Raw genomic sequence first — 25,398 nt, forward strand, 5'->3', positions numbered from 1 at the left:
ACGGGAATGGCCGGGTTGCCCAGCCAACTTTGCTCCCCCGGCCTTTGCCGACATAAAGTAGCGGCCCTTGCTGGTTGATATTGGGTCTGGTCCATGACGCAGTTTTATGACGCACGCGGCAATATTTATGGGGTCGTTTCACCGCAGCAGGTGCGTGATCACGGCATTGCTCTGCCCCAGTCAGCCGCCCAGGCCGCACAGGCTCGCGAATCCTGGGCAACGGCGGTCGTGCACGCCTTCTGCGCCTGGGCGCCGGGCGAAGCGCCGCCGGATGCCAAGGCCCATCGCAGTGATGGTTTGCTGATTGGCCCATTCCAGAATGAGCCACCCTTTGATCTGTTGATCGTCAATACCGACGGGACATTGGCCGAGCGCAGTGGCAATGGCTTGACGATTTTCTCCCAGGCCCTGCAAGAACAAGGCTTGATGGCGGCGCCTGGTGATTGCGTGCTGCAGGTTCATCACGATAAACCCGACGGCGTGTCACCGCTGCAAACCTCGGTTCGCGCCGCTGGATTCGAAGGGGTGCAAGGTTTCTGGCTGGACCTGGGCAAACCGCTGTTCGGGCCCCAGGCCGTTGGCGCCCAAGAGGTCGAGCGGGTGATGTTCAACCAGCGTGATGTCAGCCGTGTGGCGGCGCTTGAACGGTTGGACCCGGCGTGGGGCAACAGTCAGTTCGTGAACATGGGCAATCCGCATTGCGTGACGTTGGTGGAGGGGGGCGAGGCGTTGCCAAGCAATGCGCAGATGCGTGCTGCGGCGCTGTCACGGGGCTTGACCCGCATCGCTTATGCGGTGCCCGGTGGGGCTGGTGTTCCATGCACCAGGGGGGTGAATCTGCAATGGGCCCGGCTCGAAGCCGAAGGGCAAATCGCCGCCCGGGTGTTTGAGCGGGGCGAAGGCCCTACCGCGTCCTCGGGCACCAGCGCCAGCGCCGTGGCCAGTGCCGCCTGGCGGGTGGGTTGGGTGAAGGCGGGGGCGGTGAGGGTGGTGATGCCCGGCGGTACTGCGCCAATCTTGTTGGAGGAAGAGGCGGGGGAGCTGGTGCGGGTCAGGTTGTTTGGGGCGGCGCGGCTTGTGCCATAAGCGCTTCTGGAAGTTTTGCGGTGTGGCCGAGGCCGTCTTCGCGAGCAAGCCCGCTCCCACAGTGGACCGGTGTCGGACACAACATTTGTGATCACCGAAGATCCCTTGTGGGAGCGGGCTTGCTCGCGAAGACGGCGGCACATCCAACCTTGATGCAACTGACCCACCGCCATCGCGAGCAGGCTCGCTCCCACAAGGTATTGGGGAGTCAGCCTGGCTGCTGGGCAAACTCCACCACCGGCATCTGCCGCTTCATCAGCACTTCGCCATTGCGAATCGAGTAGAGCGGCAACCCTTGGCTGCGAATCACTTCGTAATCGCTGTCCGCTGAAAGGATCAGCAAGTTCGCCGGGCGGCCCGGTTCCAGTCCGTAGCGCTCGCCCAGGTTCATGGCCTTGGCGCTGTTGTCGGTGACCAGGTCGAGGGCGCTTTGCAGGTTGCGATAGCCGAGCATGTGGCAGATATGCAGCCCCGCTTCCAGCACCCGCAGGATGTTGCCGTTGCCCAATGGGTACCACGGGTCGACGATGGAGTCCTGGCCGAAACACACATTCATCCCGGCTTCGAGCAGCTCATTGACCCGGGTGACGCCGCGGCGTTTGGGAAAGGTGTCGAAGCGGCCTTGCAGGTGGATGCTTTCGGTCGGGCAAGAGACAAAATTGATGCCCGAGTGCCCGAGCAGGCGGAACAGCTTGGCGCAATAGGCGTTGTCGTAGGAGCCCATCGCCGTGGTATGGCTGGCGGTGACGCGGGCGCCCATGTCGCGGCTGCGGGCTTCTTCGGCGAGCACTTCGAGAAAGCGCGAATGCGGGTCGTCGGTTTCGTCGCAATGTACATCCACCAGGCACCCGGTACGTTCGGCCAGGTCCATCAGGAACTTCACCGAGCTGACGCCTTGGTCGCGGGTGTATTCGAAGTGGGGAATGCCGCCCACCACGTCGGCACCCATGCGGATCGCTTCTTCCATCAGCTCGCGGCCGTTGCGGTAGGACTCGATGCCTTCCTGGGGGAACGCGACGATCTGCATGTCGATCAAGTGACGGCTTTGCTCGCGCACCTCCAGCATTGCCTTGAGGGCGGTGAGTTCGGGGTCGGTCACGTCGACGTGGGTGCGCACATGCTGGATGCCATGGGCGGCGAGGGCCTGGATGGTTTTCTTGGCGCGGGTGCTGGTGTCTTCCTGGGTGATGGTGGCCTTGCGTTCGCCCCAGCACTCGATGCCTTCGAACAACGTGCCGCTCATGTTCCAGCGCGGCTCGCCGGCAGTGAGGGTGGCGTCCAGGTGGATGTGCGGTTCGACGAAGGGCGGGACCACCAGGTTGCCGCCGGCATCGAGGTCTTCCGGGCCGAGGCTGGGGGCCTCGGTCTGGCGGGCGATGCTGGCGATCAGGCCGTTTTCCAGGTGCAGTTCATGCAAGCCTTCGCGGTTGCGCAGGCGGGCGTTGATGATGTGCATCGGGCGAATCCTTTATAGGTCTTGTAGGGGCGCGTCAGCGGTGCGGGTACCCATTACGCCGATCAATAGCACATACGTTAGCGCGCCGGTGGCGATTCCTACCAGTGGCGCGACCCACGGCGAATTGAACGCGGCGAGCGTGCCGAGCCCATAGGCCGCCAGCCCCGGCCAGTTGAACGCCGGCAACCGGGCTTCGGCCAGGCGCGGATAACGGCCACGCCAGCGGAAGAAGAAATCGGCCATGATCACCCCGCCAATGGGCGGTATCACGGTGCCCAGCAGAATCAGGTATGGCACCAGCAGGTCATACATGCCCAGCAGCGCCAGCAACGTGCCGATCACCGCGCCGCCGAGGGTCACGGCTCTGCGCCGGCGGGTGCGCAGCAGGTTGCAGCCCGCCACGGCGAAGTTGTAGATGGTGTTGTCCTGGGTGCTCCAGATGTTGAGCAGCAGCATCGCCATCGCCGCCGTGGCGAAGCCCTGCAGCAGCAACACTTCGACCACGTCCGGTTGTTGATAGACGATGGCCCCGTAGGCGCCGATCAGCACCATCAAACCGTTGCCCAGGAAAAAACCGATCAGGCTCGCCAGCACCGCGACCTTCGCCGAGCGGGAGAACCGCGTCCAGTTGGTGGCCTGGGTCGCGCCGCTGACGAAGGTGCCGAACACCAGGGTGATGGCCGTGGACCAATCGAGGCTGCCGGTGGGCACCACCGCCAACAAGCCCTCGAAGCCACCGACCTTCACCGTGGCGACCCACATCGACAGCATCAGCAGCAACATCATGGCCGGCACGGCGAGGTACGAGAGAATTTCCAGGCCACGATAACCGACATAGGCCGTGGCACAGAACCCCAGGCCGAACAGCACCATCAGCCACAGCACCGTGCCCTGGCCCAATTCGAAATACTTGCCCAGCACCACCGCGGCTGTCGCCGTGCCCCAGGCGTACCAGCCGATCTGGGTGAACCCCAGGATCAAGTCACTGAGCTTGCTGCCCACCTCGCCGAAACAGAAACGGCCCATCAATACCGAATTGAGCCCGCTCTTGAAGGCGATGTAACCCAGGCCGGCGGCATAGAGGCCCAGCAGCAGATTACCGATGACGATGACCGTGAGCATCTCGGCAAAACTGAACGCCACGCCGAGCTTGCCACCGGCAAACATCGTGGCGGTGAAAAAGGTGAAACCCAGCAGCACCATGGCCGTGGAGGCCAGGCCCTTGCGCGCGTACAGCGGCACTTCGCTCAGGGGATAGTCATTGCCCGGATCGTTCTGAGTCATGTGGCGGTCCTTGCGGATGAGGGGATGTCGCAAGCGTGCAGCGGCCGTGCCAAACGGGTGAGCGTGAGGTTATGTATAGACAATCCTGGGGATTGGGTGGGCGAAGGGGGCGAAAGCGGTGCGGTGGTGATTCAAGTTGGAACACAGTTCTCTCAGTCTACGATCTCTCCCTTGTGGGAGCGGGCTTGCTCGCGAAGGCGGTGTGTCAGCCGATGTATTCATAACTGATACACCGCCTTCGCGAGCAAGCCCGCTCCCACAGGGGGAATGCAGTGTTCTTCAGGTCGGGGAACGCAACGCCAGAAACCGCAACACCGCCGCAACCACCGCTTCCGGCGCATCTTCCTGGACCAGATGCCCGGCATTCGGCACCGGGTGCAGTTGCGCCCCTGGAATCAGTTGGTGCAGGGCCCGGCCGCGCTCGATGGGGATCCACTGGTCCTCCTCGCCCCAGAGGATCTGGGTCGGGCAGCGCACGGTCGGGTACAGGCCTTCGACCTCGCGGGTATAGCGCTCGTCCATCTGGGCGATCTGCCGGTAGAGCGCCGCCTGGCCCGGTTCGCCAAGCCATGGTTGCACGTAGGGCGCCAGTTCGGCGTCCGGGATGTCCCGTTTGATCGCGCCGCGAATATAGGTCGGCACGATGGCCCGTTGGATGTAGTCGGGCAGGCCGCTGAAGGCCGCTTCGTGCTGACGGACATGCTGCACGAAGGGCGAACCCCAGGGCGATAGCGCCACAGGATCGATCAGGGTCAGGCTGCGATAGTCCTTGCCGTTGAGCAAATGCGTACGCAGGACCGTGGCGCCGCCGAAGTCATGGGCCACCACGTCCGGGCAATCCAGGCCCCAGTGCTCCAGCAATTGCGCAAGCAGATGGTTTTGCACACCGAGGGACACGTCGGCATCGGGCTGGGCGGACTGGCCATACCCCAGCAGGTCGAAGTAATGCACCCGGTGGGTGGCGAAGAACAGCGGGGCGATGCGGTGCCACACGTAGGAAGAGAAGGGCGTGCCGTGGACGAACACCAGCGGCGGGCCATCGCCGTGGATGGCATAGCGGATGGGGTGTCCCTTGAAGTCGTAAGTTTGATCCAGCGGCCAGTGGGTCATGCTTGATACTCCCCTGAAAATGGCTCAGGGGACCAAGCATAGGCCAATGCGATTCAGCAGGGGAGACACCTTTGTGGCGAGGGAGCTTGCTCCCGCTGGGGCGCGAAGCGGCCCTGAAACCTGGCGGCGCGGTGTTTCAGGCGGATTGAGTGGCCTTTTGGATGGGGCTGCTTCGCAGCCCAGCGGGAGCAAGCTCCCTCGCCACAGAAGGCTCCCAGGCCAGGAAGCAGCACCTGTCTTATTCGCCGTGGTAAATGCAACCGCTGGTGCAGGTCTCGTGGATGCGGATGGCGCTGAGTTCCGGCAGCAACGGCTTCAACTCATTCCAGATCCACTTGGCCAAGACTTCACTGGTGGGGTTTTCCAGGCCAGGGATGTCGTTGAGGTAGTTGTGGTCCAGGCGTTCGTAGAGCGGTTTGAAGATCGCCTTGATCTCCGAGAAGTCACGAATCCAGCCGGTGTGCGGATCGATATCGCCGCTCAGGTGGATCGCCACCTTGAACGAGTGACCGTGAAGGCGGCCGCACTTGTGGCCGTCCGGCACGTGGGGCAGGCGGTGGGCGGATTCGAAGGTAAACTCTTTGAAGATTTCCACAGGTTCGGGCTCTTTAGATATCGGTCGCGAGGCAGGCGGCGGAGTTTATCAGTTTGATCACGGCGTTGCGCGACCGTGCTGACTAAAGGGTCAGCAAACGCTCGCCCAAGCCACCGTTGGCCGTCAGCTCCAGAAACTCATCACCGAGCCGCCGGCTCTCATCCATCGCCGTGCGCCAATACTTGCGGCGGCTCGAGTCATCGCCCATGAAACGCTTGAAATCGTTGCGGTCCGGCAGCTTGCCGTAGGGCAGGCGCGCCAGGTATTCCCGGGACGGTGCCAGCAGCAACACGTCTTGCAGGCGTTCGACGTTGCCCCGGCGCCACGGCAGGCCCTTGTCGAACCAGCCGGGAATGACCCGGTCGGTGAAGTGCGGGTACAGTACGATATCCTCGCCGCTGTACGGCAAGTCCAGGTGATAGTCCAGCAAACCGCCGTCGCGAAAGGTGCCGGCACCGGCACCCGGCAGGTCGCGCACGCCTTCCATGACCATCGGGATCGAGCCCGAAGCCAGCAGGGCCTGGCGCAGGTTGCCGGCCGCCAGGGGCACGAAGCGCGACGGAAAGTCATTCAGCGGATGCAGGGGTGGGGCCAGGCGCGGGTCATGGATGATCAACCGTTCGAAATGCCGCGACAACCGCCCACGGCCCCGCAGGTTGTCGGCGATCACCGACGACAATCCCAGGCCCAGCCGGCCGCGATGATCCTGGGCGAGCAGACCATGGCTCTTGACGACCATGATGTTGAGCCGGTATCGCGGGTTGTCGAGGATCGAAGTGTCGCGGCCGTCGAGCAAGTCATCGAGCATGCGCTGCGAACTCTGGCTGACCCCGGCCATGGTCACGCCTTTGGCGAAGCTTTGTTCGTTGTACAAAGTGCCCAGGCGTCGGATCCCTTCGGCGGCATCCGGCAGGCAGGCGCTGGCGAAGCGCCACGCCCCCACCGAGGCCCCGATCAGCGAGCGCTCCCGGGGCGCGGCGGGTAGCCATTCGCCGAACAGCGCAAGATCGAGCCCCTGGATGCCCAGGGCCTTGGGGCCACCGGCGGCGCCCGGCAGGATGCCGACGTCGACGGCGTTCAAGCCGGCCTGGCGAATCCGTCCGAACGCACGGGGGCCGGCCTTGAGGGTGAGGGCGGGAAACTTGATGTGGATAGCGGTCATACCGGGCTCGAATACGGGTAGGCGGCTGATTATAACGACACAAGTCAATGTGGGAGCGAGCCTGCTCGCGATAACGTCGGTTCAGCTACATCGATGCCAGGCAGAGAGACCGCTATCGCGAGCAGGCTCGCTCCCACAGAGGATTTTTCACGCATGATGGCCATTCAGTTTCAGTTAAGTTCACCCCGATACAGTCCCCGGGCAAAGATTATAAAAAGGAGACAACCCATGAACCGCCTGACTGCCTTTTTCATCGCGACCCTCATGGCCCTCGGTACGAGCCTGGCTCACGCACGAGACCTGGGCGTGGACGAAGCCCGTAAGCTGCAAGACGCTGGTACCATCCTGTCCGTCGAAAAGCTCGATGCCGCCGCCCTGGCCAAGCACCCTGGCGCCACCTTGACCGAGACCGAGTTGGAGGAAGCGTACGGCAAGTACATTTACCAGGTGGACCTGCGCGATACGAAGGGCATCGAGTGGGATCTGGAATTGGACGCCACCAATGGCAAGGTACTCAAGAATCATCAGGATCTGTAATGAAGCTTAATTTATGCGCCCGCAGCCGATGGGCGCTGGCGTTGCTGGCGTTTTGTTCGCTGGCCATGGCCCGTGACCTGGACCAGGACGAGGCCCTGCAACTGCGCCAGCAGGGCGTTATCCTGCCGCTGGAGCATCTGTTGCAACAGGCGCTGGACCGCCACCCGGGCGCCAAACTGCTGGAAGCCGAGTTGGAGGAGAAACACGGCGTCTATATTTACGAAGTCGAGCTGCTGGACACCGACGGCGTCGTGCGCGAACTGGACCTGGAGGCCACGACCGGCCGTTTACTCAAAGATAAGGAAGACTGATGCGCCTGCTTCTGGTGGAAGATCACGTGCCCCTGGCGGACGAATTGATGGCCGGGCTTGCACGGCAAGGGTACGCCGTCGATTGGCTCGCCGACGGGCGCGACGCGGTGTACCAAGGCAGCAGCGAGCCCTACGACTTGATCATCCTCGACCTCGGCCTGCCAGGTGTGCCGGGGCTCGACGTGTTGGCCCAGTGGCGTGCTGGTGGCCTGGCGACGCCGGTGTTGATCCTCACCGCCCGAGGGTCCTGGGCCGAGCGCATCGAGGGGCTCAAGGCCGGCGCCGATGACTACCTGACCAAGCCGTTTCATCCTGAAGAACTGCACTTGCGGATCCAGGCACTGCTGCGCCGCTCCCATGGGCAGGTCAACCAGCCGACGCTAAAGGCCGCCGGGTTGCACCTGGATGAGAGTCGCCAGTGCGTGGTCCGCGACGGCACCGACATCCAGCTCACGGCGGCCGAGTTTCGCCTGTTGCGCTATTTCATGCTGCATCCCGAACAGATCCTTTCCAAAAGCCATCTCGCCGAACACCTGTACGACGGTGAGACCGAGCGCGATTCCAACGTACTGGAAGTTCATGTCAATCACCTGCGGCGCAAGCTGGGACGCAGCGTGATCGAAACCCGTCGCGGCCAGGGTTACCTGTTCGGCGGGCAGGCGCAGTGAGATCCATCCAGCGGCGCCTGAGCCTGGGCCTGATCGGTGTAATGCTGGTGGTCGGCCTGATCCTGGCGCAAACCAGCCTGTGGCTGTTCGAGCTGGGCTTGCAGCGTTACCTGGAAGCCGGCCTGCGCAACGACAGTGAAAACCTGCTGGTGGCCCTGGTGCGCGGCCCGCTGGGCTTGCAACTGGATGAACGGCGCCTGTCGCCGGCCTATCAGCGACCGTTCTCCGGGCATTATTTCCGCATCGATTTTGCCGATGTGCATTGGCGTTCCCGCTCGCTGTGGGACCAGGAGTTGCCCCGGCTCGACCACCCAGGCTTGCACAGCAATCTGCAACTGGGCCCGGAGGGCCAGAAGCTGCTGGTGCTGCGTACCGACTATCGGCGGCTGGGCCAGGCGATTTCCATCAGCGTGGCCCAGGACTATACGCCGGTGCGTGACAGCTTTCGCCGGATGCAACAGGTTGGCCTCGGGCTCGGGTTGGCGGGGCTGTTGCTGATCCTGTTGCTGCAACGCCTCACCGTGCGCCGGGCCTTGCGTCCGCTGGACCGGGCCCGGGAGCAGATTGCCCAGTTGCAGCGCGGGCAGCGCACGCAACTGGACGAACAGGTGCCACGGGAGCTTGAACCGTTGGTCGCGCAAATCAACCATCTGCTGGCCCACACCGAAGACAGCCTCAAGCGTTCGCGCAACGCCCTGGGCAACCTCGGCCATGCCTTGAAAACCCCATTGGCGGTGCTGCAAAGCCTGGCATCGAACGAGAAGCTCGACCCCTATCCCGAGCTGCGCAAACTGTTGCTCGACCAATTGGAGCAGGTCCGCCAGCGCCTCAACCGCGAACTCAACCGTGCCCGGCTGTCCGGCGATGCCTTGCCCGGCGCGCACCTGGACTGCGACGCCGAACTGCCAGGGCTGCTGGCCACGCTGAACATGATCCATGGCGAGCACCTGCACCTGAGCTACGTCGCCCCACCGGGCCTGCACCTGCCCTGGGACCGTGAAGACTTGCTGGAACTGCTGGGCAACCTGCTGGACAACGCCTGCAAATGGGCCGATGCCGAGGTGCGCCTGACCCTGACCGAAACCGCCGAAGGGTTCAGCCTGGCGGTGGAGGACGATGGCCCGGGCATTCCCGCGGACCGCCGCGAGCAGGTGTTCAGCCGCGGCACGCGATTGGACGAACAGACCGATGGCCACGGCCTGGGCCTGGGCATCGTGCGGGACATCGTCGACACCTGGGGCGGGCTGTTGGCGTTGGATGACAGCGAGTGGGGTGGGTTGAAGGTTGTGATCGAGTTGCCCAGGCGCTGACAACTACTTCATGGCACCGCCCTCCTGTGGGAGCGGGCTTGCTCGCGAAAGCGGAGTGTCAGTCATGAGTTTTTAGCTGACACATCGCATTCGCGAGCAAGCCCGCTCCCACAGGGGGAGTGGTGGCTGCAAACATTGCGAGGCTTGAAAACCCGCCCCACGGCCCTTGCAGCTTGCCGCCGCTTGCTGCAAAGTCGCGACCTTTTTGTCCGGTGGCTTTCCATCGCTGTGCGTTGAGGTAACGATGATAAATGCAGTAATTGCCGCGGTTGGCGTCATGCTCGTGCTCAGCTTGTCTCGTGTGCACGTGGTGATCGCGCTGATTATCGGCGCGTTGGTGGGCGGCCTGACGGGCGGCCTGGGGATCGAGGCGACGCTCAAGGCGTTCAATGCCGGTCTGGGTGGCGGTGCGACGGTGGCATTGTCCTATGCCTTGCTCGGCGCCTTCGCCGTGGCGATTGCCAAGTCCGGCATGGCCCACGCCCTGGCGGACAAAGCCCTGGCCCTGGTGGATCGCCAGGACGTCGCCGGTGGCTCGGGCGTCAAATGGGTGCTGATCGGTCTGCTGGGCACGGTCGCGGTCGCTTCCCAGAACATCCTGCCGATCCACATCGCTTTCATCCCGCTGCTGGTGCCGCCGCTGCTCTACGTGCTGACCAAGCTGCAGCTGGACCGTCGCTTGATCGCCTGCGTCATGACCTTCGGTCTGATCACCCCCTATATGTTCCTGCCGGTGGGCTTCGGCAACATCTTCCTCAATGAAATCCTGCTGGCCAATGTCGCCCGCAGCGGCGTCGACATCAGTGGCATCAATATCACCCACGCCATGGGCATCCCGGCGCTGGGCATGGTGTTTGGCCTGGCGCTGTCGTTCATCACGTACCGCAAGAAACGCGTCTATGACCTGAAGAAGATCGCCAAGGCCGAGCAAGTGGCCGTGCGCTACAACCCGCTGAGCCTGATCGTGGCCGGGGTTGCGGTGGCGGCGGCATTCGCGATCCAGCTGCTGGTGGACTCGATGATCATCGGCGCCCTGGCCGGGTTCCTGATTTTCTCGCTGTCGGGGGTGGTGCGCTGGCGTGAGACGGACGACCTGTTCACCGAAGGCATGAAGATGATGGCGATGATCGGCTTCATCATGATCGCCGCCTCAGGGTTCGCCGAGGTGATGAAGGCCACCGGTGAAGTCCAAAGCCTGGTGGAAGCTTCGGCGGCCTGGATCGGCCACAACAAGGGCATCGGCGCGCTGATGATGTTGCTGGTGGGCCTGCTGGTGACCATGGGCATCGGCTCGTCGTTTTCCACGGTGCCGATCCTGGCGACGATTTTCGTGCCGCTGTGCCTGCAGCTGGGCTTCAGCCCGCTGGCAATCGTCTGCATCGTCGGCACCGCCGGCGCCCTGGGCGATGCCGGCTCGCCTGCCTCGGACTCGACCCTGGGCCCGACCTCCGGCCTGAACATCGACGGCCAGCATCATCACATCTGGGACACCGTGGTCCCGACCTTCATCCACTACAACCTGCCACTGCTGGCGTTTGGTTGGGTGGCGGCGATGGTGTTGTAAGGCTGATTCAACAAGACTCTAGGACTGAGTCGCAACCTTCGCGAGCAAGCCCGCTCCCACACTGGATCTGCTGTGAACACGGAATGTGTGCACACCAGCAATCCCTTGTGGGAGCGGGCTTGCTCGCGAAGAGGCCCTTGAATCCAGCGACTCTGCCAACTGACTGTTCACCTTGTCCTACAGTTTTGCCGTGCGCTGCCGTTAATACAGCTAACCACGCCAATAACACCAACAAGAGTGAACAGCATGCGCCTGAGCCTGAAGGCTAAAGTCCTGTCCCTTGCGATACTGCCGGTATTGCTGTCCGCCGTGATCATCAGCCTGACCACGGCTTTCATCTTGAAGGAACAAGCGAGTAAAGAAGTCCAGCAAACCCGCGAGCGCCTGCTCAGCGAGGCCAAGGCCACGCTGCAGAACTACGTGGCGGTGGGCCTGACCGCGATCAAGCCGCTCTACGATGCCGCCGCGCCGGGTGATAACGAGGCGCGCGCCCAGGCCATCAAGCTGCTGTCGAACATCAGCTACGGCAAGGACGGCTATTTCTTCGGTTACGACTCCGAGACCATTCGTCTGTTCAAGGCCAACAGCCCCGATGGCGTGGGCAAGAGCTTCAAGGACAACCGCGATCCGAACGGTGTCTACGTCAACCGCGACCTGGTGAAAGTCGCCAAGGACGGCACGCATTACCTGGAATACAGCTCGCCGCTGCCCGGCAGCAAGGACCTGGTGCCCAAGCTCGGCTACACCGAATACCTGCCCAAGTGGGACTTGGCGGTCGGTAGTTCAGTCAACCTGGACGGCATCGAAGCCCAGGTGGCGCTGGTGGAAGCCAAGGTCCACGATCGCCTGCAAGGCGTGGTACTGAGCATCGTCGGGATCGCCGCCGTGGTGTTGCTGGTGATTGCGGTGGTGGGCCTGGTGCTCGCCAACACGATCCTGCGCCCCCTGCACCTGATGAAAGACAACCTCGATGACATCGCGGCGGGCGAGGGTGACCTGACCCGGCGCCTGGCGATTACCAGCCAGGATGAACTGGGCCAACTGGCCGGTTCGTTCAACCGCTTCGTCGACAAGATCCACGGCCTGGTGCGGCAGATCACCGACATGACCTCGCAACTGACCGGCCTGGTGACCCAAGTCTCCGAGCAGGCCCAGCGCTCCGAACAGGCGATGGAGCGTCAACGCCACGAAACCGATCAGGTCGCCACGGCGATCAACGAGATGTCCTCGGCGGCCCAGGAAGTCGCTCGCAGTGCCCAGGGCGCTGCCGTCGCGGCCCAGCAGACCGACGAAGAAGGCCAATCGGCCAAGCGCGTGGTGGCAGGCAGCATCCAACAGATTCATGCGCTGGTGAACGATATCCGCAGCAGCGGCGTGTCCTTGGACAGCCTGCAGCAAGACGTGGCCTCGATTGTCAGTGTGCTCGGGGTGATTCGTTCGATCGCCGAGCAGACCAACCTGCTGGCCCTCAACGCCGCCATCGAGGCCGCGCGTGCCGGCGAGGCGGGGCGTGGGTTCGCGGTGGTGGCCGATGAAGTGCGGGCCCTGGCCAGCCGGACCCAGCAAAGTACCCAGGAAATCCAGGGCATGATCGACCGGCTGCAATCGGGCACCCACGCGGCAGTGGAAGCGATGCGTCGTTCCAGCGAGGCCGGCGATGGCACCTCGGAACGGGCCAACGAGGCGGGCGCGTCCCTGGACACCATGGCGCAGCTGATCGGCACCATCAACTCGATGAACGCCCAGATCGCCAGCGCCGCCGAAGAACAGACTGCCGTGGCCGAAGAAATCAACCGCAGCGTGCATCAGATCGCCGTGGCCGTGGACAGCGTCGCCGACGAAACCCAACTCGGCGCCCAGACGTCCCGCAGCCTGGCCGACCTGGGCCAGCGCCTGGGTCAACTGGTGGGGCAGTTCCGCATCTGACCCGGAGCAGCAGGAGCTGCCGAAGGCTGCGATCTTTCGCTCTCGATCCAGATGTTTTCGCCTGGGCTACCAGGCCCTATCGGAAGCGGAGGATCGCAGCCTTCGGCAGTTTCTGCCGGGAGCTAAAGATTTGTGGCATGCAGAATCTTGTGTCCATCACAAATCCCCTGTGGGCTTGCTCGCGAATACAGTGTGTCAGCCAATGTATTCACTTCTGACACACCGCCTTCGCGAGCAAGCCCGCTCCCACATTTGTTCGGTGGCGACTATGGCTCACGCACATCCCGCATCAACAACCCAAACCGCAGATCCACCGCATCCGGGATCGGCACGTACACCACATGCCCATCCCCCGGTGCCACTTCGATGGCCTGGCCCTTGATGTCCTGCAACTGATGCAGGTCGAAGTGAAAGTTGCCCTTGGGGGTCATCAGTTCCATGTGATCACCCAGGCCAAAACGGTTCTTCACCCGCACTTCGGCCAGGCGTTCGCGCCGTTCGCCGGTCAGTTCGCCGACGAACTGCTGGCGCTCCGACACTGAGCTGCCGTTCTGGTAGTTCTGGTATTCGTCATGCACGTGGCGTCTCAGGAAGCCTTCGGTGTAGCCACGCTGGGCCAGGGACTCCAGGTCGGTCATCAGGCCGCGATCGAATTCCCGGCCGGCCACCGCATCATCGATGGCCCGGCGATACACCTGGGTGGTGCGCGCGCAATAGAAGTGCGACTTGGTGCGGCCTTCGATCTTCAAGGAATGCACGCCCATGCGCGCCAGGCGCTCGACGTGTTGCACGGCCCGCAGGTCCTTGGCGTTCATGATGTAGGTGCCGTGCTCATCCTCGAAGGCCGGCATGGACTCGTCCGGGCGATTGGCTTCCTGGAGTAGAAACACCTGGTCGGTGGGCGCGCCGAGGCCCAGGGTCGGTTCGGGCTGATAGCTCTGCACAATGTCGCCCACGGCATTTTCCACCGCCGGCTGCGCCGAGTATTTCCAGCGGCAGGCGTTGGTGCAGCTGCCCTGGTTGGCATCGCGCTTGTTCATATAACCGGACAGCAGGCAGCGCCCCGAATAGGCCATGCACAGCGCCCCATGGACGAACACTTCCAGCTCCATGGCCGGGACTTGCTCGCGAATCTCGGCGATTTCTTCCAGGGACAGTTCCCGGGACAAGATGATCCGACACAGACCTTGCTGCTGCCAGAACTCAACGCTCGCCCAGTTCACCGTGTTGGCTTGCACCGACAGGTGAATTGGCATCTGCGGAAAATGCCGGCGAACCAGCATGATCAACCCCGGGTCGGACATGATCAGCGCGTCCGGTGCCATGGCAATCACCGGTTCGAGGTCTTTGAGAAAGGTCCGCAGCTTGGCGTTGTGCGGGGCAATGTTCACCACCACGTAGAAGCGCTTGCCCATGGCCTGGGCCTCGGCGATGCCCAAGGCCAGGTTCCCGTGGTCGAATTCGTTGTTGCGCACTCGCAGGCTGTAGCGCGGCTGGCCGGCGTACACCGCGTCGGCACCGTAGGCGAAGGCATAACGCATGTTTTTCAGGGTGCCGGCGGGCGCCAGCAGTTCGGGGGCGGCGAGGGTCATGGTGGGGGCGGGTCGCAAAAAGCGCGGAGGGTACGCCAGGGTCGGCCAGGCCTTATTGACTTGGATCAAGGGCACAGTGCAAGCGTGACGGCACTCCGGCGAGTCCTGGCTGACTAATGTGTATCTCGCCTTTGGACATGGAAAGCTGATGAATCGAAAGATGCTGCAAAACAAAGCCCAGATGTTGCTGCTGGTGCTGGTCACGGTCGCCTTTATCTGGATTCTGCTGCCGTTCTACGGGGCGGTATTCTGGGCGGTGATCCTGGGTATCGTCTTTGCGCCGATGCAGCGCCGCCTGCAGTTCAAGTTCGGTTGGCACCGCAATCTCACGTCGTTGTTCACCTTGAGCATCTGTGTGGTCATCGCGATCCTACCGGTGATTGTCATCAGCATGTTGCTGGTCCAGGAGGGAGCGGCGCTGTACAAGAGCCTGGAAAGCGGTGAGCTGGACATTGCCGATTACCTGGCCCGCTTCAAGGATGCCTTGCCGCCGTACTTCCAGCACCTGCTGGACCGCTTCGGCCTGGGCAACCTGAACGGCTTGCGTGACAAGATCGTCAAGAGCGCGATGCAGGGCAGCGAATTCTTCGCCACCCAGGCCTTCAGTTTCGGCCAGGGTACCTTTCAGTTCCTGGTCAGCTTCTTCGTGATGCTCTATCTGCTGTTCTTCTTTCTGCGCGACGGTGCGGAGCTGGTGCGCAAGGTGCGCACGGCCATTCCCTTGGCGGAACATCAAAAACGCCGCTTGCAGTTGAAATTCAATCGGGTGGTGCGGGCTACCGTGAAAGGCAACCTGTTGGTCGCCATTACCCAAGGTGCGCTGGGTGGGCTGATCTTCTGGATCCTGGGGATCCCGACGGTATTGCCCTGGGCGGTGCTGATGGCGTTCCTGTCATTGTTGCCTGCGGTGGGGGCAGGCCTTGTCTGGGCGCCGGTGGCGGTGTATTTCCTGCTTTCGGGAGCGATTTGGCAGGGCGTGGTGTTGACGTTGTTCGGGGTGTTCGTGATTGGCCTGGTGGACAATTTCCTGCGGCCGATCCTGGTGGGCAAGGACACCAAGATGCCCGACTACCTGGTGCTGGTCTCGACACTGGGTGGGCTGGCGGTGTTCGGACTGAACGGCTTCGTGATCGGGCCGCTGATCGCGGCGCTGTTCATGTCGTGCTGGGCCTTGTTTGTCGAAGGCTCACCGCGGGTGCAACTGCCCTAGGCGTTCATCAGGTAGGGGCCGATACGTTGTGACAGTGCCTCGGCGGCAGGCAGTGAAGTCAGCGGGCCGCTGATGGTCACGCCGTCCTGCACCAGATACCAGCAGGCCAGCAACCCGAGCTCCCGGAGTGGGGCGGGGACGGCGCTGCCAATGACAGACATGATTTGAACCTTGGGCATGGGAAACCTCCATCAATCGATGGGGTTACCTTAAGGCTCAGGGGGAAGGACGGAAAATCAACTGGCTCAATAGTAGGAATCGATGCCGCTCAATCGACGACCAGATCGAGCATGTGCACCACTTCCTGCTCATTGAGCAGGCCCTTGCGCACCAGGTTTTCCGCCAGCAGGGAAAGGAATTTGGCGCTGCGGTGGCCTTCCAGTTGCTTGAGTTCGGTCAGTACGTTGTACACCTTGCTGGAGGTGCACAGGCCGACAATGCGATGGGGGTTTTGTGTGGGCATACCTTCGTCCTTGTTTTTATGAAGCTGTTGTTGGCGGACAGGACCAGTGTGCGGCCCTGTCATGACGCTCACGTGACAGCTTGGGTTGTCGGAAAAAGAAAGCAGGATCCGGACCATATTGCCTTTTTGGTGTCGGATTGTTGTTCCGGCAGCGACCTCGGCCAGGCTTATATGGCCATCCATCTGTTTTTTGCCCACAAAAAAGCCCCTGGATCTTTCGAACCAGGGGCTTTTTGTGTGTTGCTGTCTGGCTCCACGACCTGGACTCGAACCAGGGACCCAGTGATTAACAGTCACTTGCTCTACCAACTGAGCTATCGCGGAATGGCGCGTATGTTACTGATTGGAAAAGAGAAGTCAAGCGTCTATTGCCGGGCGGCGCATTCCTGCTGCCCATTGAAGGACAATCAACGATTGGCAGTTACCGCATGGGCAGGAGAGGGCTACCATGGTTGCCCGGAAGTGGCAGGACGCGCTGCCGGCCATTCGCCGACATTGAGGTACGTGCCATGAACCATCTGTTACCCCTTCACACAGCCCGTTGCGCGCAGGTGTGCCTGTGAGTACCGCCCAGATCAGTTTGCCCAAGGGCGTGGGGCCTCATGCCGAGAAATTGTACGACGCCATTACCCAGGCCAGCACCGCCGAGGCGCTGAATCGCGCCGGTGGCAAGGCCGAGGGGTTTGTCCTGGGGCTGGAAAGCACCAAGGCGATCAAGAGCCAGGTTGCCGAGTCGTTGTATGTCATCTATGACGATGCGGCGAGCCAGCGGGCTACGGAGCTGTAGCTTCAGCCAGAGTGTCGTGCCCGGTGCTTTTGTGGTCTTGTTTTTGTGGTTTTGCTTTTGTGGTTTTGCTTTTGTGGCGAGGGAGCTTGCTCCCGCTGGGCTGCGAAGCAGCCCCAAAATGCTTGGTTAAATCAGTCTGAAATACCGAGGTGGTTGGTTTTAGGGCTGCTGCGCAGCCCAGCGGGAGCAAGCTCCCTCGCCACAGAAGCAGGCTACAGAAGCAGGCCACAAAAACATCGGGTCAAAAAAAGGGAAGCCAATGGCTTCCCGTTTTTTCATCCAGCGTCGAGGCGTCAGATCACCTGGACGATGGCCTTGGTCACCGCATCGATGTTGTTCTGGTTCAGCGCGGCCACGCAGATGCGACCGGTGTCCAGGGCATAGATGCCGAACTCGTTGCGCAGGCGCGTCACTTGTTCAACGGTCAGGCCGGAGTAGGAGAACATCCCGCTCTGGCGGGCGACGAAGCTGAAGTCGTGGTGCGGCGCGGCCTTGGCCAGCATGTCGACCATCTGGTCGCGCATGCCGCGAATCCGCAGGCGCATTTCGGCCAGTTCGGCTTCCCATTGCGCGCGCAGCTCGGGGCTGTTGAGCACAGCGGCGACGATGCTGGCGCCGTGGGTTGGCGGGTTGGAGTAGTTGGTGCGGATCACGCGTTTGACCTGGGACAGCACGCGGGCGCTTTCTTCCTTCGATTCACTGACGATCGACAGGGCGCCAACGCGCTCGCCGTACAACGAGAACGATTTGGAGAACGAGCTGGAGGCAAAGAAGGTCAGCCCCGACTCGGCGAACAGGCGCACGGCCGCCGCGTCTTCGTCGATGCCTTCGCCAAAGCCCTGGTAGGCCATGTCCAGGAACGGTACGTGGTTCTTGGCCTTGACGACCGCCAGCACGTTTTTCCAGTCTTCCGGGCTCAGGTCCACGCCGGTCGGGTTGTGGCAGCAAGCGTGCAGCACAACGATCGAACGGTCGGGCAGGGCGTTGAGGTCTTCCAGCAGGCCGCTGCGGTTCACGTCGTGGGTGGCGGCGTCGTAGTAGCGGTAGTTCTGCACCGGGAAGCCGGCGGTTTCGAACAGGGCGCGGTGGTTTTCCCAGCTCGGGTCGCTGATGGCGACGACGGCGCCAGGCAGCAGTTGCTTGAGGAAGTCGGCACCGATCTTCAGTGCGCCGGTGCCGCCCACGGCCTGGGTGGTGATGACGCGGCCGGAAGCGATCAGCGCCGAGTCCTTGCCGAACAGCAGGGTCTGCACGGCCTGGTCGTAGGCGGCAATGCCGTCGATTGGCAGGTAACCACGGGAAACGTGCTGAGCCACGCGAATCGTCTCGGCTTCGACAACGGCGCGCAGCAATGGAATGCGCCCTTCCTCGTTGCAGTAAACACCCACCCCCAGGTTCACCTTATTGGTACGGGTGTCGGCGTTGAAAGCTTCGTTGAGGCCCAGGATGGGGTCGCGGGGTGCCAATTCGACAGCGGAAAACAGGCTCATTAGTGCGCGGCTCTGAATGGAGAGTGAGGGGACGTGTGGCGCTCCAGCCGAATGCACTAGAGCGGTGCACAAACGGGGAGCTAGTATAGAGGCCATCACCCGGCACGGCGACAGGCGATTCGGCTTTTACGGTAAGTTTTTTCGATTTTTTTCGACCGTTAGTCCTCTCGCCGCGTCAAAGTCTTCAAGGCGTGTAGGACGTTCGTCTTGAAAGCGAAGGCATTCACCTCCACATTGTGTGCATCCCAGCTTTTTCCTCGGACGACATCAGTCGTTTCGGTCTTTCTCGTTCCTGTCGGCTGGCCGACAGGGGTGAATCCAGAGGTTATGTCATGTCTGAATTCCAGCTAGTCACCCGCTTCCAGCCCGCCGGCGATCAGCCGGAAGCCATCCGCCTGATGGTCGAGGGTATCGAGGCCGGGCTGGCGCACCAGACGTTGCTCGGTGTGACCGGTTCGGGCAAGACCTTCAGCATCGCCAATGTGATCGCCCAGGTGCAGCGCCCGACCCTGGTGCTGGCGCCGAACAAGACCCTGGCGGCGCAGCTCTATGGAGAGTTCAAGGCGTTTTTCCCGAACAACGCCGTGGAGTACTTCGTTTCCTACTACGACTACTACCAGCCCGAGGCCTACGTGCCGTCCTCGGACACCTTCATCGAGAAGGATGCCTCGATCAACGATCACATCGAACAGATGCGACTGTCGGCGACCAAGGCGTTGCTCGAGCGCAAGGACGCGATCATCGTCACCACGGTGTCGTGCATCTACGGTCTGGGCAGCCCGGAAACCTACCTGAAGATGGTGCTGCACGTGGACCGTGGCGACAAACTCGACCAGCGTGCCTTGCTGCGGCGCCTGGCGGACTTGCAGTACACCCGCAACGACATGGATTTCGCCCGGGCGACGTTCCGGGTGCGCGGCGATGTGATCGACATCTACCCGGCGGAATCGGACCTGGAAGCGATCCGCATCGAGCTGTTCGACGATGAAGTGGAGAGCCTCTCGGCGTTCGACCCGCTGACCGGCGAAGTGATCCGCAAGTTGCCCCGCTTCACTTTCTACCCCAAGAGCCACTACGTGACGCCTCGGGAAACCCTGCTGGACGCCATCGAAGGGATCAAGGTCGAGTTGCAGGAGCGCCTGGAGTACCTGCGTTCGAACAACAAATTGGTGGAAGCCCAGCGCCTGGAACAGCGCACCCGCTTCGACCTGGAGATGATCCTGGAGCTTGGCTACTGCAACGGCATCGAGAACTACTCGCGCTACTTGTCGGGTCGCCCGGCGGGTGCGCCGCCGCCGACGTTGTATGACTACTTGCCCGCCGATGCCTTGCTGGTGATCGACGAATCCCACGTCAGCGTGCCCCAGGTCGGCGCCATGTACAAAGGCGACCGTTCGCGCAAGGAAACACTGGTGGAGTACGGTTTCCGCCTGCCCTCGGCCCTGGACAACCGGCCGATGCGTTTTGACGAATGGGAGAGCGTGAGCCCGCAGACGATTTTCGTCTCGGCCACGCCTGGCAACTACGAGGCCGAGCATGCCGGTCGCGTCGTCGAGCAAGTGGTACGGCCGACTGGGCTGGTGGACCCACAAGTCGAGGTGCGTCCGGCCCTGACCCAGGTCGATGACCTGCTGTCGGAGATCACCAAGCGCGTGGCGGTGGAGGAGCGGGTGCTGGTCACCACGCTGACCAAACGCATGGCCGAAGACCTCACCGACTACCTGGCCGACCATGGCGTGCGGGTGCGTTACCTGCACTCGGACATCGACACGGTGGAGCGGGTCGAGATCATCCGTGACCTGCGCCTGGGCACCTTCGATGTGCTGGTGGGCATCAACCTGCTGCGCGAAGGTCTGGACATGCCGGAAGTGTCGCTGGTGGCGATTCTCGATGCGGACAAGGAAGGTTTCCTGCGTTCCGAGCGCTCGTTGATCCAGACCATTGGTCGCGCGGCACGTAACCTCAATGGCCGGGCGATTCTGTACGCCGACCGCATCACCGGTTCCATGGAGCGGGCCATCGGCGAGACCGAGCGCCGCCGCGACAAGCAGATCGCCTTCAACCTGGCCAACGGCATCACCCCCAAGGGCGTGTTCAAGGACGTCGCCGACATCATGGAAGGCGCCACCGTGCCCGGCTCACGCAGCAAGAAGCGCAAGGGCATGGCCAAGGCCGCCGAAGAGAGCGCCCGCTACGAGGCCGAACTGCGCTCGCCGAGCGAAATCACCAAGCGTATCCGGCAGTTGGAAGAGAAAATGTACCAACTGGCCCGGGACCTGGAGTTCGAGGCGGCGGCGCAATTGCGCGATGAGATTGGCAAGTTGCGGGAGCGGTTGCTGACCGTTTGAGTTTTGCGGTGGTTTCGATGGCCTCTTCGCGAGCAAGCCCGCTCCCACAGTTGACCGAGTCTTTCAGGCTGCATGCGATCTCCTGTGGGAGCGGGCTTGCTCGCGAAGGAGGCGACTCGGTCTGGGAGATGCCACACAAATCCCGCTCTCACTGGAGCCCGCCCGCCATCGCCTGTTACCATTCGCCCCCTGTTCGATCTTCGCTTTTATATTCTTTCCGAGACATGCCATGACCACCGTCCGCACCCGCATCGCGCCTTCGCCTACTGGCGATCCCCATGTCGGCACCGCCTATATCGCTTTGTTCAACTATTGCTTTGCCAAGCAGCATGGCGGCGAGTTCATCCTGCGGATCGAGGACACCGACCAGTTGCGTTCGACCCGCGAGTCCGAACAGCAGATCTTCGATGCCCTGCGCTGGTTGGGGATTGACTGGAGCGAAGGCCCGGACGTCGGCGGCCCGCACGGCCCGTATCGCCAGAGCGAGCGCGGCGAGATCTACAAGCAGTACTGCCAGCAGTTGGTGGACATGGGGCATGCGTTCCCTTGCTTCTGCACCGCCGAAGAACTGGACCAGATGCGCGCCGAGCAAATGGCCCGTGGCGAAACCCCGCGCTACGACGGCCGGGCGCTGCTGCTGTCCAAGGAAGAAGTCGCCCGTCGCCTGGCCGCTGGCGAGCCCCATGTGATTCGCATGAAAGTACCGACCGAAGGCGTCTGCGTCGTGCCGGACATGCTGCGTGGCGATGTCGAGATCCCGTGGGATCGCATGGACATGCAAGTGCTGATGAAGACCGACGGCCTGCCGACGTACTTCCTGGCCAACGTGGTCGACGATCACTTGATGGGCATCACCCACGTCCTGCGCGGTGAAGAATGGCTGCCGTCGGCGCCGAAACTGATCCTGCTCTACGAGTACTTTGGCTGGGAACAGCCGCAGCTGTGCTACATGCCGCTGCTGCGTAACCCGGACAAGAGCAAGCTGTCCAAGCGCAAGAACCCGACCTCGGTGACGTTCTACGAGCGCATGGGCTTCATGCCCGAGGCCATGCTCAACTACCTGGGTCGCATGGGCTGGTCGATGCCGGACGAACGCGAGAAGTTCTCGCTGCAGGAAATGGTCGAGCATTTCGACCTGTCGCGCGTCTCCCTGGGCGGGCCGATCTTCGACGTCGAGAAGCTGTCGTGGCTCAATGGCCAGTGGCTGCGGGACCTGCCGGTGGAAGAGTTTGCCGCTCGCGTGCAGAAGTGGGCGTTGAACCCTGAGTACATGATGAAGATCGCTCCCCATGTGCAGGGCAGGGTAGAGACCTTCAGCCAGATCGCTCCGCTGGCCGGCTTCTTCTTCGCCGGTGGCGTGACGCCGGACGCGAAGTTGTTCGAATCCAAGAAGCTCTCCGGCGACCAGGTGCGCCAGTTGATGCAACTGATCCTGTGGAAGCTGGAAAGCCTGCGTCAGTGGGAGAAGGACAGCATCACCGCGACCATCCAGGCCGTGGTGGAGTCGCTGGAGTTGAAATTGCGCGATGCCATGCCGTTGATGTTCGCCGCCATTACCGGCCAGGCCAGCTCGGTGTCGGTGCTCGATGCGATGGAAATCCTCGGGCCGGACCTGACCCGTTTCCGTCTGCGCCAGGCCATCGATCTGCTCGGTGGCGTGTCGAAGAAGGAAAACAAGGAGTGGGAAAAACTGCTGGGCGCGATCGCCTAAGCGCTCCATGAGGCAGGACATACCCCGGTTTTCCGGGGTTTGTCGGTAAGTGATTGTTATCCCGGCAAAAAATTTTCAAATTTGTTGAAAATAAATTTGACAGCCCTCCGATACGCCCTTAAGATTCGCCCCGTCCTCAGCGATGAGGGGCTATAGCTCAGCTGGGAGAGCGCTTGCATGGCATGCAAGAGGTCGACGGTTCGATCCCGTCTAGCTCCACCAATTTACACTTCAAGGCCTGGCCACGCCGGCCTTGAAGCGATCAACACTCAGCGTTGATCAGTTGTATAGAAGGGTTTGCGTCCCCTTCGTCTAGTGGCCTAGGACACCGCCCTTTCACGGCGGTAACAGGGGTTCGAGTCCCCTAGGGGACGCCAGTTTTACAGAAGCGATGTTGCAAGATGTCGCTCCGCCGCGAGGCGAAAAATCCGGGGCTATAGCTCAGCTGGGAGAGCGCTTGCATGGCATGCAAGAGGTCGACGGTTCGATCCCGTCTAGCTCCACCAATTTACACTTCAAGGTCTGGCCACACCGGCCTTGAAGCGATCAGTTCTCAGCACTGATCACGTTAGAAGGTTTGTGTCCCCTTCGTCTAGTGGCCTAGGACACCGCCCTTTCACGGCGGTAACAGGGGTTCGAGTCCCCTAGGGGACGCCACGATTACCCGCTCTGCGGGATTTTATAAGGGTCATTCAATTCTTGAATGGCCCTTTTGTTTGTCTGGCGTTCGGCCAATTTCCTATCCTTGAAAAACACTTCTGACCGGCGGTCAAAATTTCCGCTTGCGGAAAATTATTACATGGATAATATTTCAATCGTAATATTCGGAGGCGACGATGAGCGATAAAAAGGCACAAACCCGTGAACGCATTCTCAAGGCCGCCAGCGACGCGCTGATCCAGCGTGGGCCGGCAGAGCCGAGCGTGGGCGAGGTGATGGGCGCAGCCGGACTGACGGTGGGCGGTTTTTACGCCCATTTCGAAAGCAAGGATGCCTTGATGCTGGAGGCTTTCAAGCAATTGCTCAATCGCCGCCGCGGCTTGATCGCGGATATGGACGGGGAGCTGACAGGCGAAGAGCGGCGCGCCCTGGTCGCCGCGTTCTATCTGTCACGCAAGCACCGCGATTCCACCGAGCAAGCCTGCCCGATCCCGGCGTCGGTCGGTGAACTCGGGCGGCTGCCGGATGCGTTTCGTGAAGTACTCAATGAGCACATCGAGTTGATGGTCGCGCAATTGGCGGCCAGCCCGGAGGACGCCGACAAGGCTTTGGCCGACATCGCCTTGATGGTCGGTGGCCTGGCCCTGGCACGGGCATTGGGCCCGGGAGAGTTATCGGATCGTTTGCTGCGTGCCGCCAAGTCGGCGGTGCGTTGAACTGAGGCGCAAGCCCTGGAGATGAGCGATGGACAGGTTGAGCTGGATTCGTGGCGTCAATGGCACGCTGGGTTGGGTAGCTCCGGGCTTGGTGGCAAAACAGATGCGCTCGCTGTTCATGCGCCCTCGAAACTTGCCGCCACGGGATTGGGAACTGCCGCTGCTGGCGACGTCCCAACGAGTCACCTTGCGCTTCGGTCTCTCGGCCTTACGCTGGGGCAAAGGTCCGGCAGTCCTGCTGATGCACGGCTGGGAAGGGCGGCCCACCCAGTTCGCGGCGCTGATCACCGCCTTGGTAGACGCCGGTTACACGGTCGTGGCACTGGACGGTCCGGCCCATGGTCGCTCGCCGGGTCGCGAGGCGAATGTCCTGTTGTTCGCCCGGGCCATGCTCGAAGCCGCCGCCGAGTTGCCGCCGTTGCAGGCGGTGATCGGGCATTCCATGGGCGGCGCCAGTGCCATGTTGGCCGTCCAGCTGGGGTTGCGTACCGAGACGCTGGTCAGCATCGCCGCGCCTGCGCGCATTCTTGGGGTGCTGCGCGGTTTCTCCCGGATGATGGGCCTGCCGCCCAAGGCGCGTTCGGCCTTCATTCGCCAGGTGGAAAACGATGTGGGCATGCCGGCCTCGAAGATGGATGTAGCGCATTATCAGCTGGACGTGCCGGGGTTGATCGTCCATGCCGAGGACGACACATCGGTTTCGGTCAAGGAGTCGCAGTTGATTCATGAGGCCTGGTTCGATAGTCGCTTGCTGCGACTGCCGCAGGGCGGGCATCAGCGGGTGCTGGCCGATCCTCGTGTCATTGATGGCGTGTTATCACTGCTGGCCGGTCGCAGCCTGCAAGCGCGGCAATCGGCTTGAGCATCCGGTACACTGCCCCCATCCAAATTCGACCGGGAGAGGGGCATGGGCTGGGATCGGGCAACGCCATTCATCATTGATCTTCAGGTCAATGCCGAAGACATCGACGGGCTGGGCCACGCCAACAACGCGGTGTACGTCACCTGGCTCGAGCGCTGCGCCTGGCGCCATTCCCAGCGCCTGGGCCTGGACCTGGTGGAGTACCGGCGCCTGGATCGAGCCATGGCGGTGGTGCGCCATGAAATCGATTACCTGGCGGCCGCCTATGAAGGCGACGAGTTGCAATTGGCGACCTGGATCGTCGACTGGGACCAGCGCCTGAAAATGACCCGGCATTTCCAGCTGGTCCGTCCCAGCGACAACACCACGCTGCTGCGGGCCCAGACCACCTTTGTTTGCATCGAACTGTCCAGCGGCCGGCCCAAGCGCATGCCGCCGGAGTTCATCGAAGGCTATGGCGTGGCGCTGAACTCATCTGGCCTCCTCATGGACTGACCCACCGCCATCGCGAGCAAGCTCGGCTCCCACAGGGGATTTGTGGTGAGTGCAG

Annotated in this window: 23 protein-coding genes and 5 tRNA genes; 18 read left to right on the forward strand and 10 right to left on the reverse strand. The window is 62.2% G+C overall.

The window, feature by feature from the left end; genetic code table 11:
• The first annotated feature begins 93 nt into the window (after positions 1-93).
• The gene (locus M1D99_RS09995) at positions 94-1,086 is read left to right on the forward strand and encodes a diaminopimelate epimerase (RefSeq protein ID WP_434574947.1); all 993 of its coding nucleotides are present in this window, start codon (positions 94-96) and stop codon (positions 1,084-1,086) included.
• Between the two features lie 208 nt (positions 1,087-1,294).
• Here the strand turns inward: M1D99_RS09995 and codA are convergent, their stop codons facing one another.
• The 5 genes from codA to M1D99_RS10020 all read right to left on the reverse strand — a co-directional run bounded on the left by codA (position 1,295) and on the right by M1D99_RS10020 (position 6,693).
• Positions 1,295-2,542, reverse strand: coding sequence for a cytosine deaminase (gene codA / locus M1D99_RS10000; protein ID WP_458131722.1), 1,248 nt, complete (start codon positions 2,540-2,542; stop codon positions 1,295-1,297).
• Positions 2,543-2,554: 12 nt separating this feature from the next.
• Positions 2,555-3,826 (reverse strand): cytosine permease, encoded by a 1,272-nt coding sequence (gene codB / locus M1D99_RS10005; protein ID WP_458131723.1) that lies wholly within the window; start codon positions 3,824-3,826, stop codon positions 2,555-2,557.
• 279 nt (positions 3,827-4,105) lie between these two features.
• The gene (locus tag M1D99_RS10010; RefSeq protein WP_458131724.1) at positions 4,106-4,936 is read right to left on the reverse strand and encodes an alpha/beta fold hydrolase; all 831 of its coding nucleotides are present in this window, start codon (positions 4,934-4,936) and stop codon (positions 4,106-4,108) included.
• A gap of 238 nt (positions 4,937-5,174) precedes the next feature.
• Complete coding sequence (queD, locus tag M1D99_RS10015; RefSeq protein WP_003203918.1) at positions 5,175-5,531, reverse strand: 6-carboxytetrahydropterin synthase QueD; 357 nt, start codon at positions 5,529-5,531, stop codon at positions 5,175-5,177.
• Between the two features lie 82 nt (positions 5,532-5,613).
• On the reverse strand, positions 5,614-6,693 hold the full coding sequence (locus M1D99_RS10020; RefSeq protein ID WP_186708715.1) for a patatin-like phospholipase family protein: 1,080 nt from the start codon (positions 6,691-6,693) through the stop codon (positions 5,614-5,616).
• 228 nt (positions 6,694-6,921) lie between these two features.
• Here M1D99_RS10020 and M1D99_RS10025 point away from each other — a divergent pair, with 228 nt between their 5' ends.
• The 6 genes from M1D99_RS10025 (at position 6,922) to M1D99_RS10050 (ending at position 13,009) form a co-directional block, all read left to right on the forward strand.
• Entirely contained in the window at positions 6,922-7,230 is a 309-nt protein-coding gene (locus tag M1D99_RS10025) for a PepSY domain-containing protein (protein WP_186708716.1), read from the forward strand.
• Complete coding sequence (locus M1D99_RS10030; RefSeq protein WP_434574953.1) at positions 7,230-7,541, forward strand: PepSY domain-containing protein; 312 nt, start codon at positions 7,230-7,232, stop codon at positions 7,539-7,541. The genes M1D99_RS10025 and M1D99_RS10030 overlap by 1 nt, the downstream gene beginning before the upstream one ends.
• Positions 7,541-8,209, forward strand: coding sequence for a response regulator transcription factor (locus M1D99_RS10035; RefSeq protein ID WP_053123507.1), 669 nt, complete (start codon positions 7,541-7,543; stop codon positions 8,207-8,209). Before M1D99_RS10030 ends, M1D99_RS10035 begins: the two co-directional genes overlap by 1 nt.
• Complete coding sequence (locus M1D99_RS10040; protein ID WP_186730956.1) at positions 8,206-9,519, forward strand: ATP-binding protein; 1,314 nt, start codon at positions 8,206-8,208, stop codon at positions 9,517-9,519. Before M1D99_RS10035 ends, M1D99_RS10040 begins: the two co-directional genes overlap by 4 nt.
• A 247-nt stretch (positions 9,520-9,766) precedes the next feature.
• Entirely contained in the window at positions 9,767-11,083 is a 1,317-nt protein-coding gene (locus M1D99_RS10045) for a Na+/H+ antiporter NhaC family protein (RefSeq protein ID WP_186708740.1), read from the forward strand.
• A gap of 246 nt (positions 11,084-11,329) precedes the next feature.
• Positions 11,330-13,009 (forward strand): methyl-accepting chemotaxis protein, encoded by a 1,680-nt coding sequence (locus tag M1D99_RS10050; protein ID WP_186708719.1) that lies wholly within the window; start codon positions 11,330-11,332, stop codon positions 13,007-13,009.
• 266 nt (positions 13,010-13,275) lie between these two features.
• On the opposite strand, the gene trhP is transcribed toward M1D99_RS10050, so the two are convergent.
• A complete protein-coding gene (gene trhP, locus M1D99_RS10055) occupies positions 13,276-14,601 on the reverse strand; it encodes a prephenate-dependent tRNA uridine(34) hydroxylase TrhP (protein WP_434574955.1) in 1,326 nt (441 codons plus the stop codon).
• A gap of 148 nt (positions 14,602-14,749) precedes the next feature.
• Between trhP and M1D99_RS10060 the strand changes: the two genes are divergently transcribed.
• Positions 14,750-15,811 (forward strand): AI-2E family transporter, encoded by a 1,062-nt coding sequence (locus M1D99_RS10060; RefSeq protein WP_186708721.1) that lies wholly within the window; start codon positions 14,750-14,752, stop codon positions 15,809-15,811.
• Here the strand turns inward: M1D99_RS10060 and M1D99_RS10065 are convergent.
• From M1D99_RS10065 to M1D99_RS10075, 3 genes are all read right to left on the reverse strand, one after another.
• Positions 15,808-15,990, reverse strand: a complete 183-nt coding sequence (locus M1D99_RS10065) for a hypothetical protein (protein WP_186708722.1) — start codon at positions 15,988-15,990, stop codon at positions 15,808-15,810. The two genes, M1D99_RS10060 and M1D99_RS10065, sit on opposite strands and share 4 nt — an antisense overlap.
• An 89-nt stretch (positions 15,991-16,079) precedes the next feature.
• The gene (locus M1D99_RS10070; protein ID WP_003203896.1) at positions 16,080-16,274 is read right to left on the reverse strand and encodes a hypothetical protein; all 195 of its coding nucleotides are present in this window, start codon (positions 16,272-16,274) and stop codon (positions 16,080-16,082) included.
• 248 nt (positions 16,275-16,522) lie between these two features.
• Positions 16,523-16,598: transfer RNA gene (locus tag M1D99_RS10075), tRNA-Asn, on the reverse strand.
• 235 nt (positions 16,599-16,833) lie between these two features.
• On the opposite strand from M1D99_RS10075, the gene M1D99_RS10080 reads away from it, so the two are divergent.
• Positions 16,834-17,061 carry a hypothetical protein gene (locus tag M1D99_RS10080; RefSeq protein WP_014337443.1) on the forward strand — a complete coding sequence of 76 codons (228 nt, stop codon included), beginning with the start codon at positions 16,834-16,836 and terminating at the stop codon, positions 17,059-17,061.
• Between the two features lie 293 nt (positions 17,062-17,354).
• Here M1D99_RS10080 and M1D99_RS10085 read toward each other — a convergent pair whose 3' ends face one another.
• Positions 17,355-18,551, reverse strand: a complete 1,197-nt coding sequence (locus tag M1D99_RS10085; RefSeq protein WP_250965490.1) for an amino acid aminotransferase — start codon at positions 18,549-18,551, stop codon at positions 17,355-17,357.
• A gap of 332 nt (positions 18,552-18,883) precedes the next feature.
• Between M1D99_RS10085 and uvrB the strand changes: the two genes are divergently transcribed.
• The 9 genes from uvrB (at position 18,884) to M1D99_RS10130 (ending at position 25,343) form a co-directional block, all read left to right on the forward strand.
• The gene (uvrB, locus tag M1D99_RS10090) at positions 18,884-20,899 is read left to right on the forward strand and encodes an excinuclease ABC subunit UvrB (protein WP_186708725.1); all 2,016 of its coding nucleotides are present in this window, start codon (positions 18,884-18,886) and stop codon (positions 20,897-20,899) included.
• Between the two features lie 229 nt (positions 20,900-21,128).
• Positions 21,129-22,610 carry a glutamate--tRNA ligase gene (gltX, locus tag M1D99_RS10095; protein WP_411385178.1) on the forward strand — a complete coding sequence of 494 codons (1,482 nt, stop codon included), beginning with the start codon at positions 21,129-21,131 and terminating at the stop codon, positions 22,608-22,610.
• 146 nt (positions 22,611-22,756) lie between these two features.
• Positions 22,757-22,832: transfer RNA gene (locus tag M1D99_RS10100), tRNA-Ala, on the forward strand.
• A gap of 79 nt (positions 22,833-22,911) precedes the next feature.
• Positions 22,912-22,987: transfer RNA gene (locus tag M1D99_RS10105), tRNA-Glu, on the forward strand.
• Between the two features lie 53 nt (positions 22,988-23,040).
• Positions 23,041-23,116: transfer RNA gene (locus tag M1D99_RS10110), tRNA-Ala, on the forward strand.
• Positions 23,117-23,191: 75 nt separating this feature from the next.
• Positions 23,192-23,267 (forward strand) — tRNA-Glu (locus tag M1D99_RS10115).
• Between the two features lie 179 nt (positions 23,268-23,446).
• Positions 23,447-23,986: a TetR/AcrR family transcriptional regulator gene (locus M1D99_RS10120; protein WP_058546579.1), complete on the forward strand. Its 540-nt coding sequence runs from the start codon at positions 23,447-23,449 to the stop codon at positions 23,984-23,986.
• Positions 23,987-24,014: 28 nt separating this feature from the next.
• Complete coding sequence (locus M1D99_RS10125; protein ID WP_186708730.1) at positions 24,015-24,848, forward strand: alpha/beta fold hydrolase; 834 nt, start codon at positions 24,015-24,017, stop codon at positions 24,846-24,848.
• A 45-nt stretch (positions 24,849-24,893) separates the two neighbouring features.
• Entirely contained in the window at positions 24,894-25,343 is a 450-nt protein-coding gene (locus M1D99_RS10130; RefSeq protein ID WP_186708733.1) for an acyl-CoA thioesterase, read from the forward strand.
• Positions 25,344-25,398: the final 55 nt, after the last annotated feature.

Source organism: Pseudomonas sp. R3-41 (assembly GCF_054161485.1).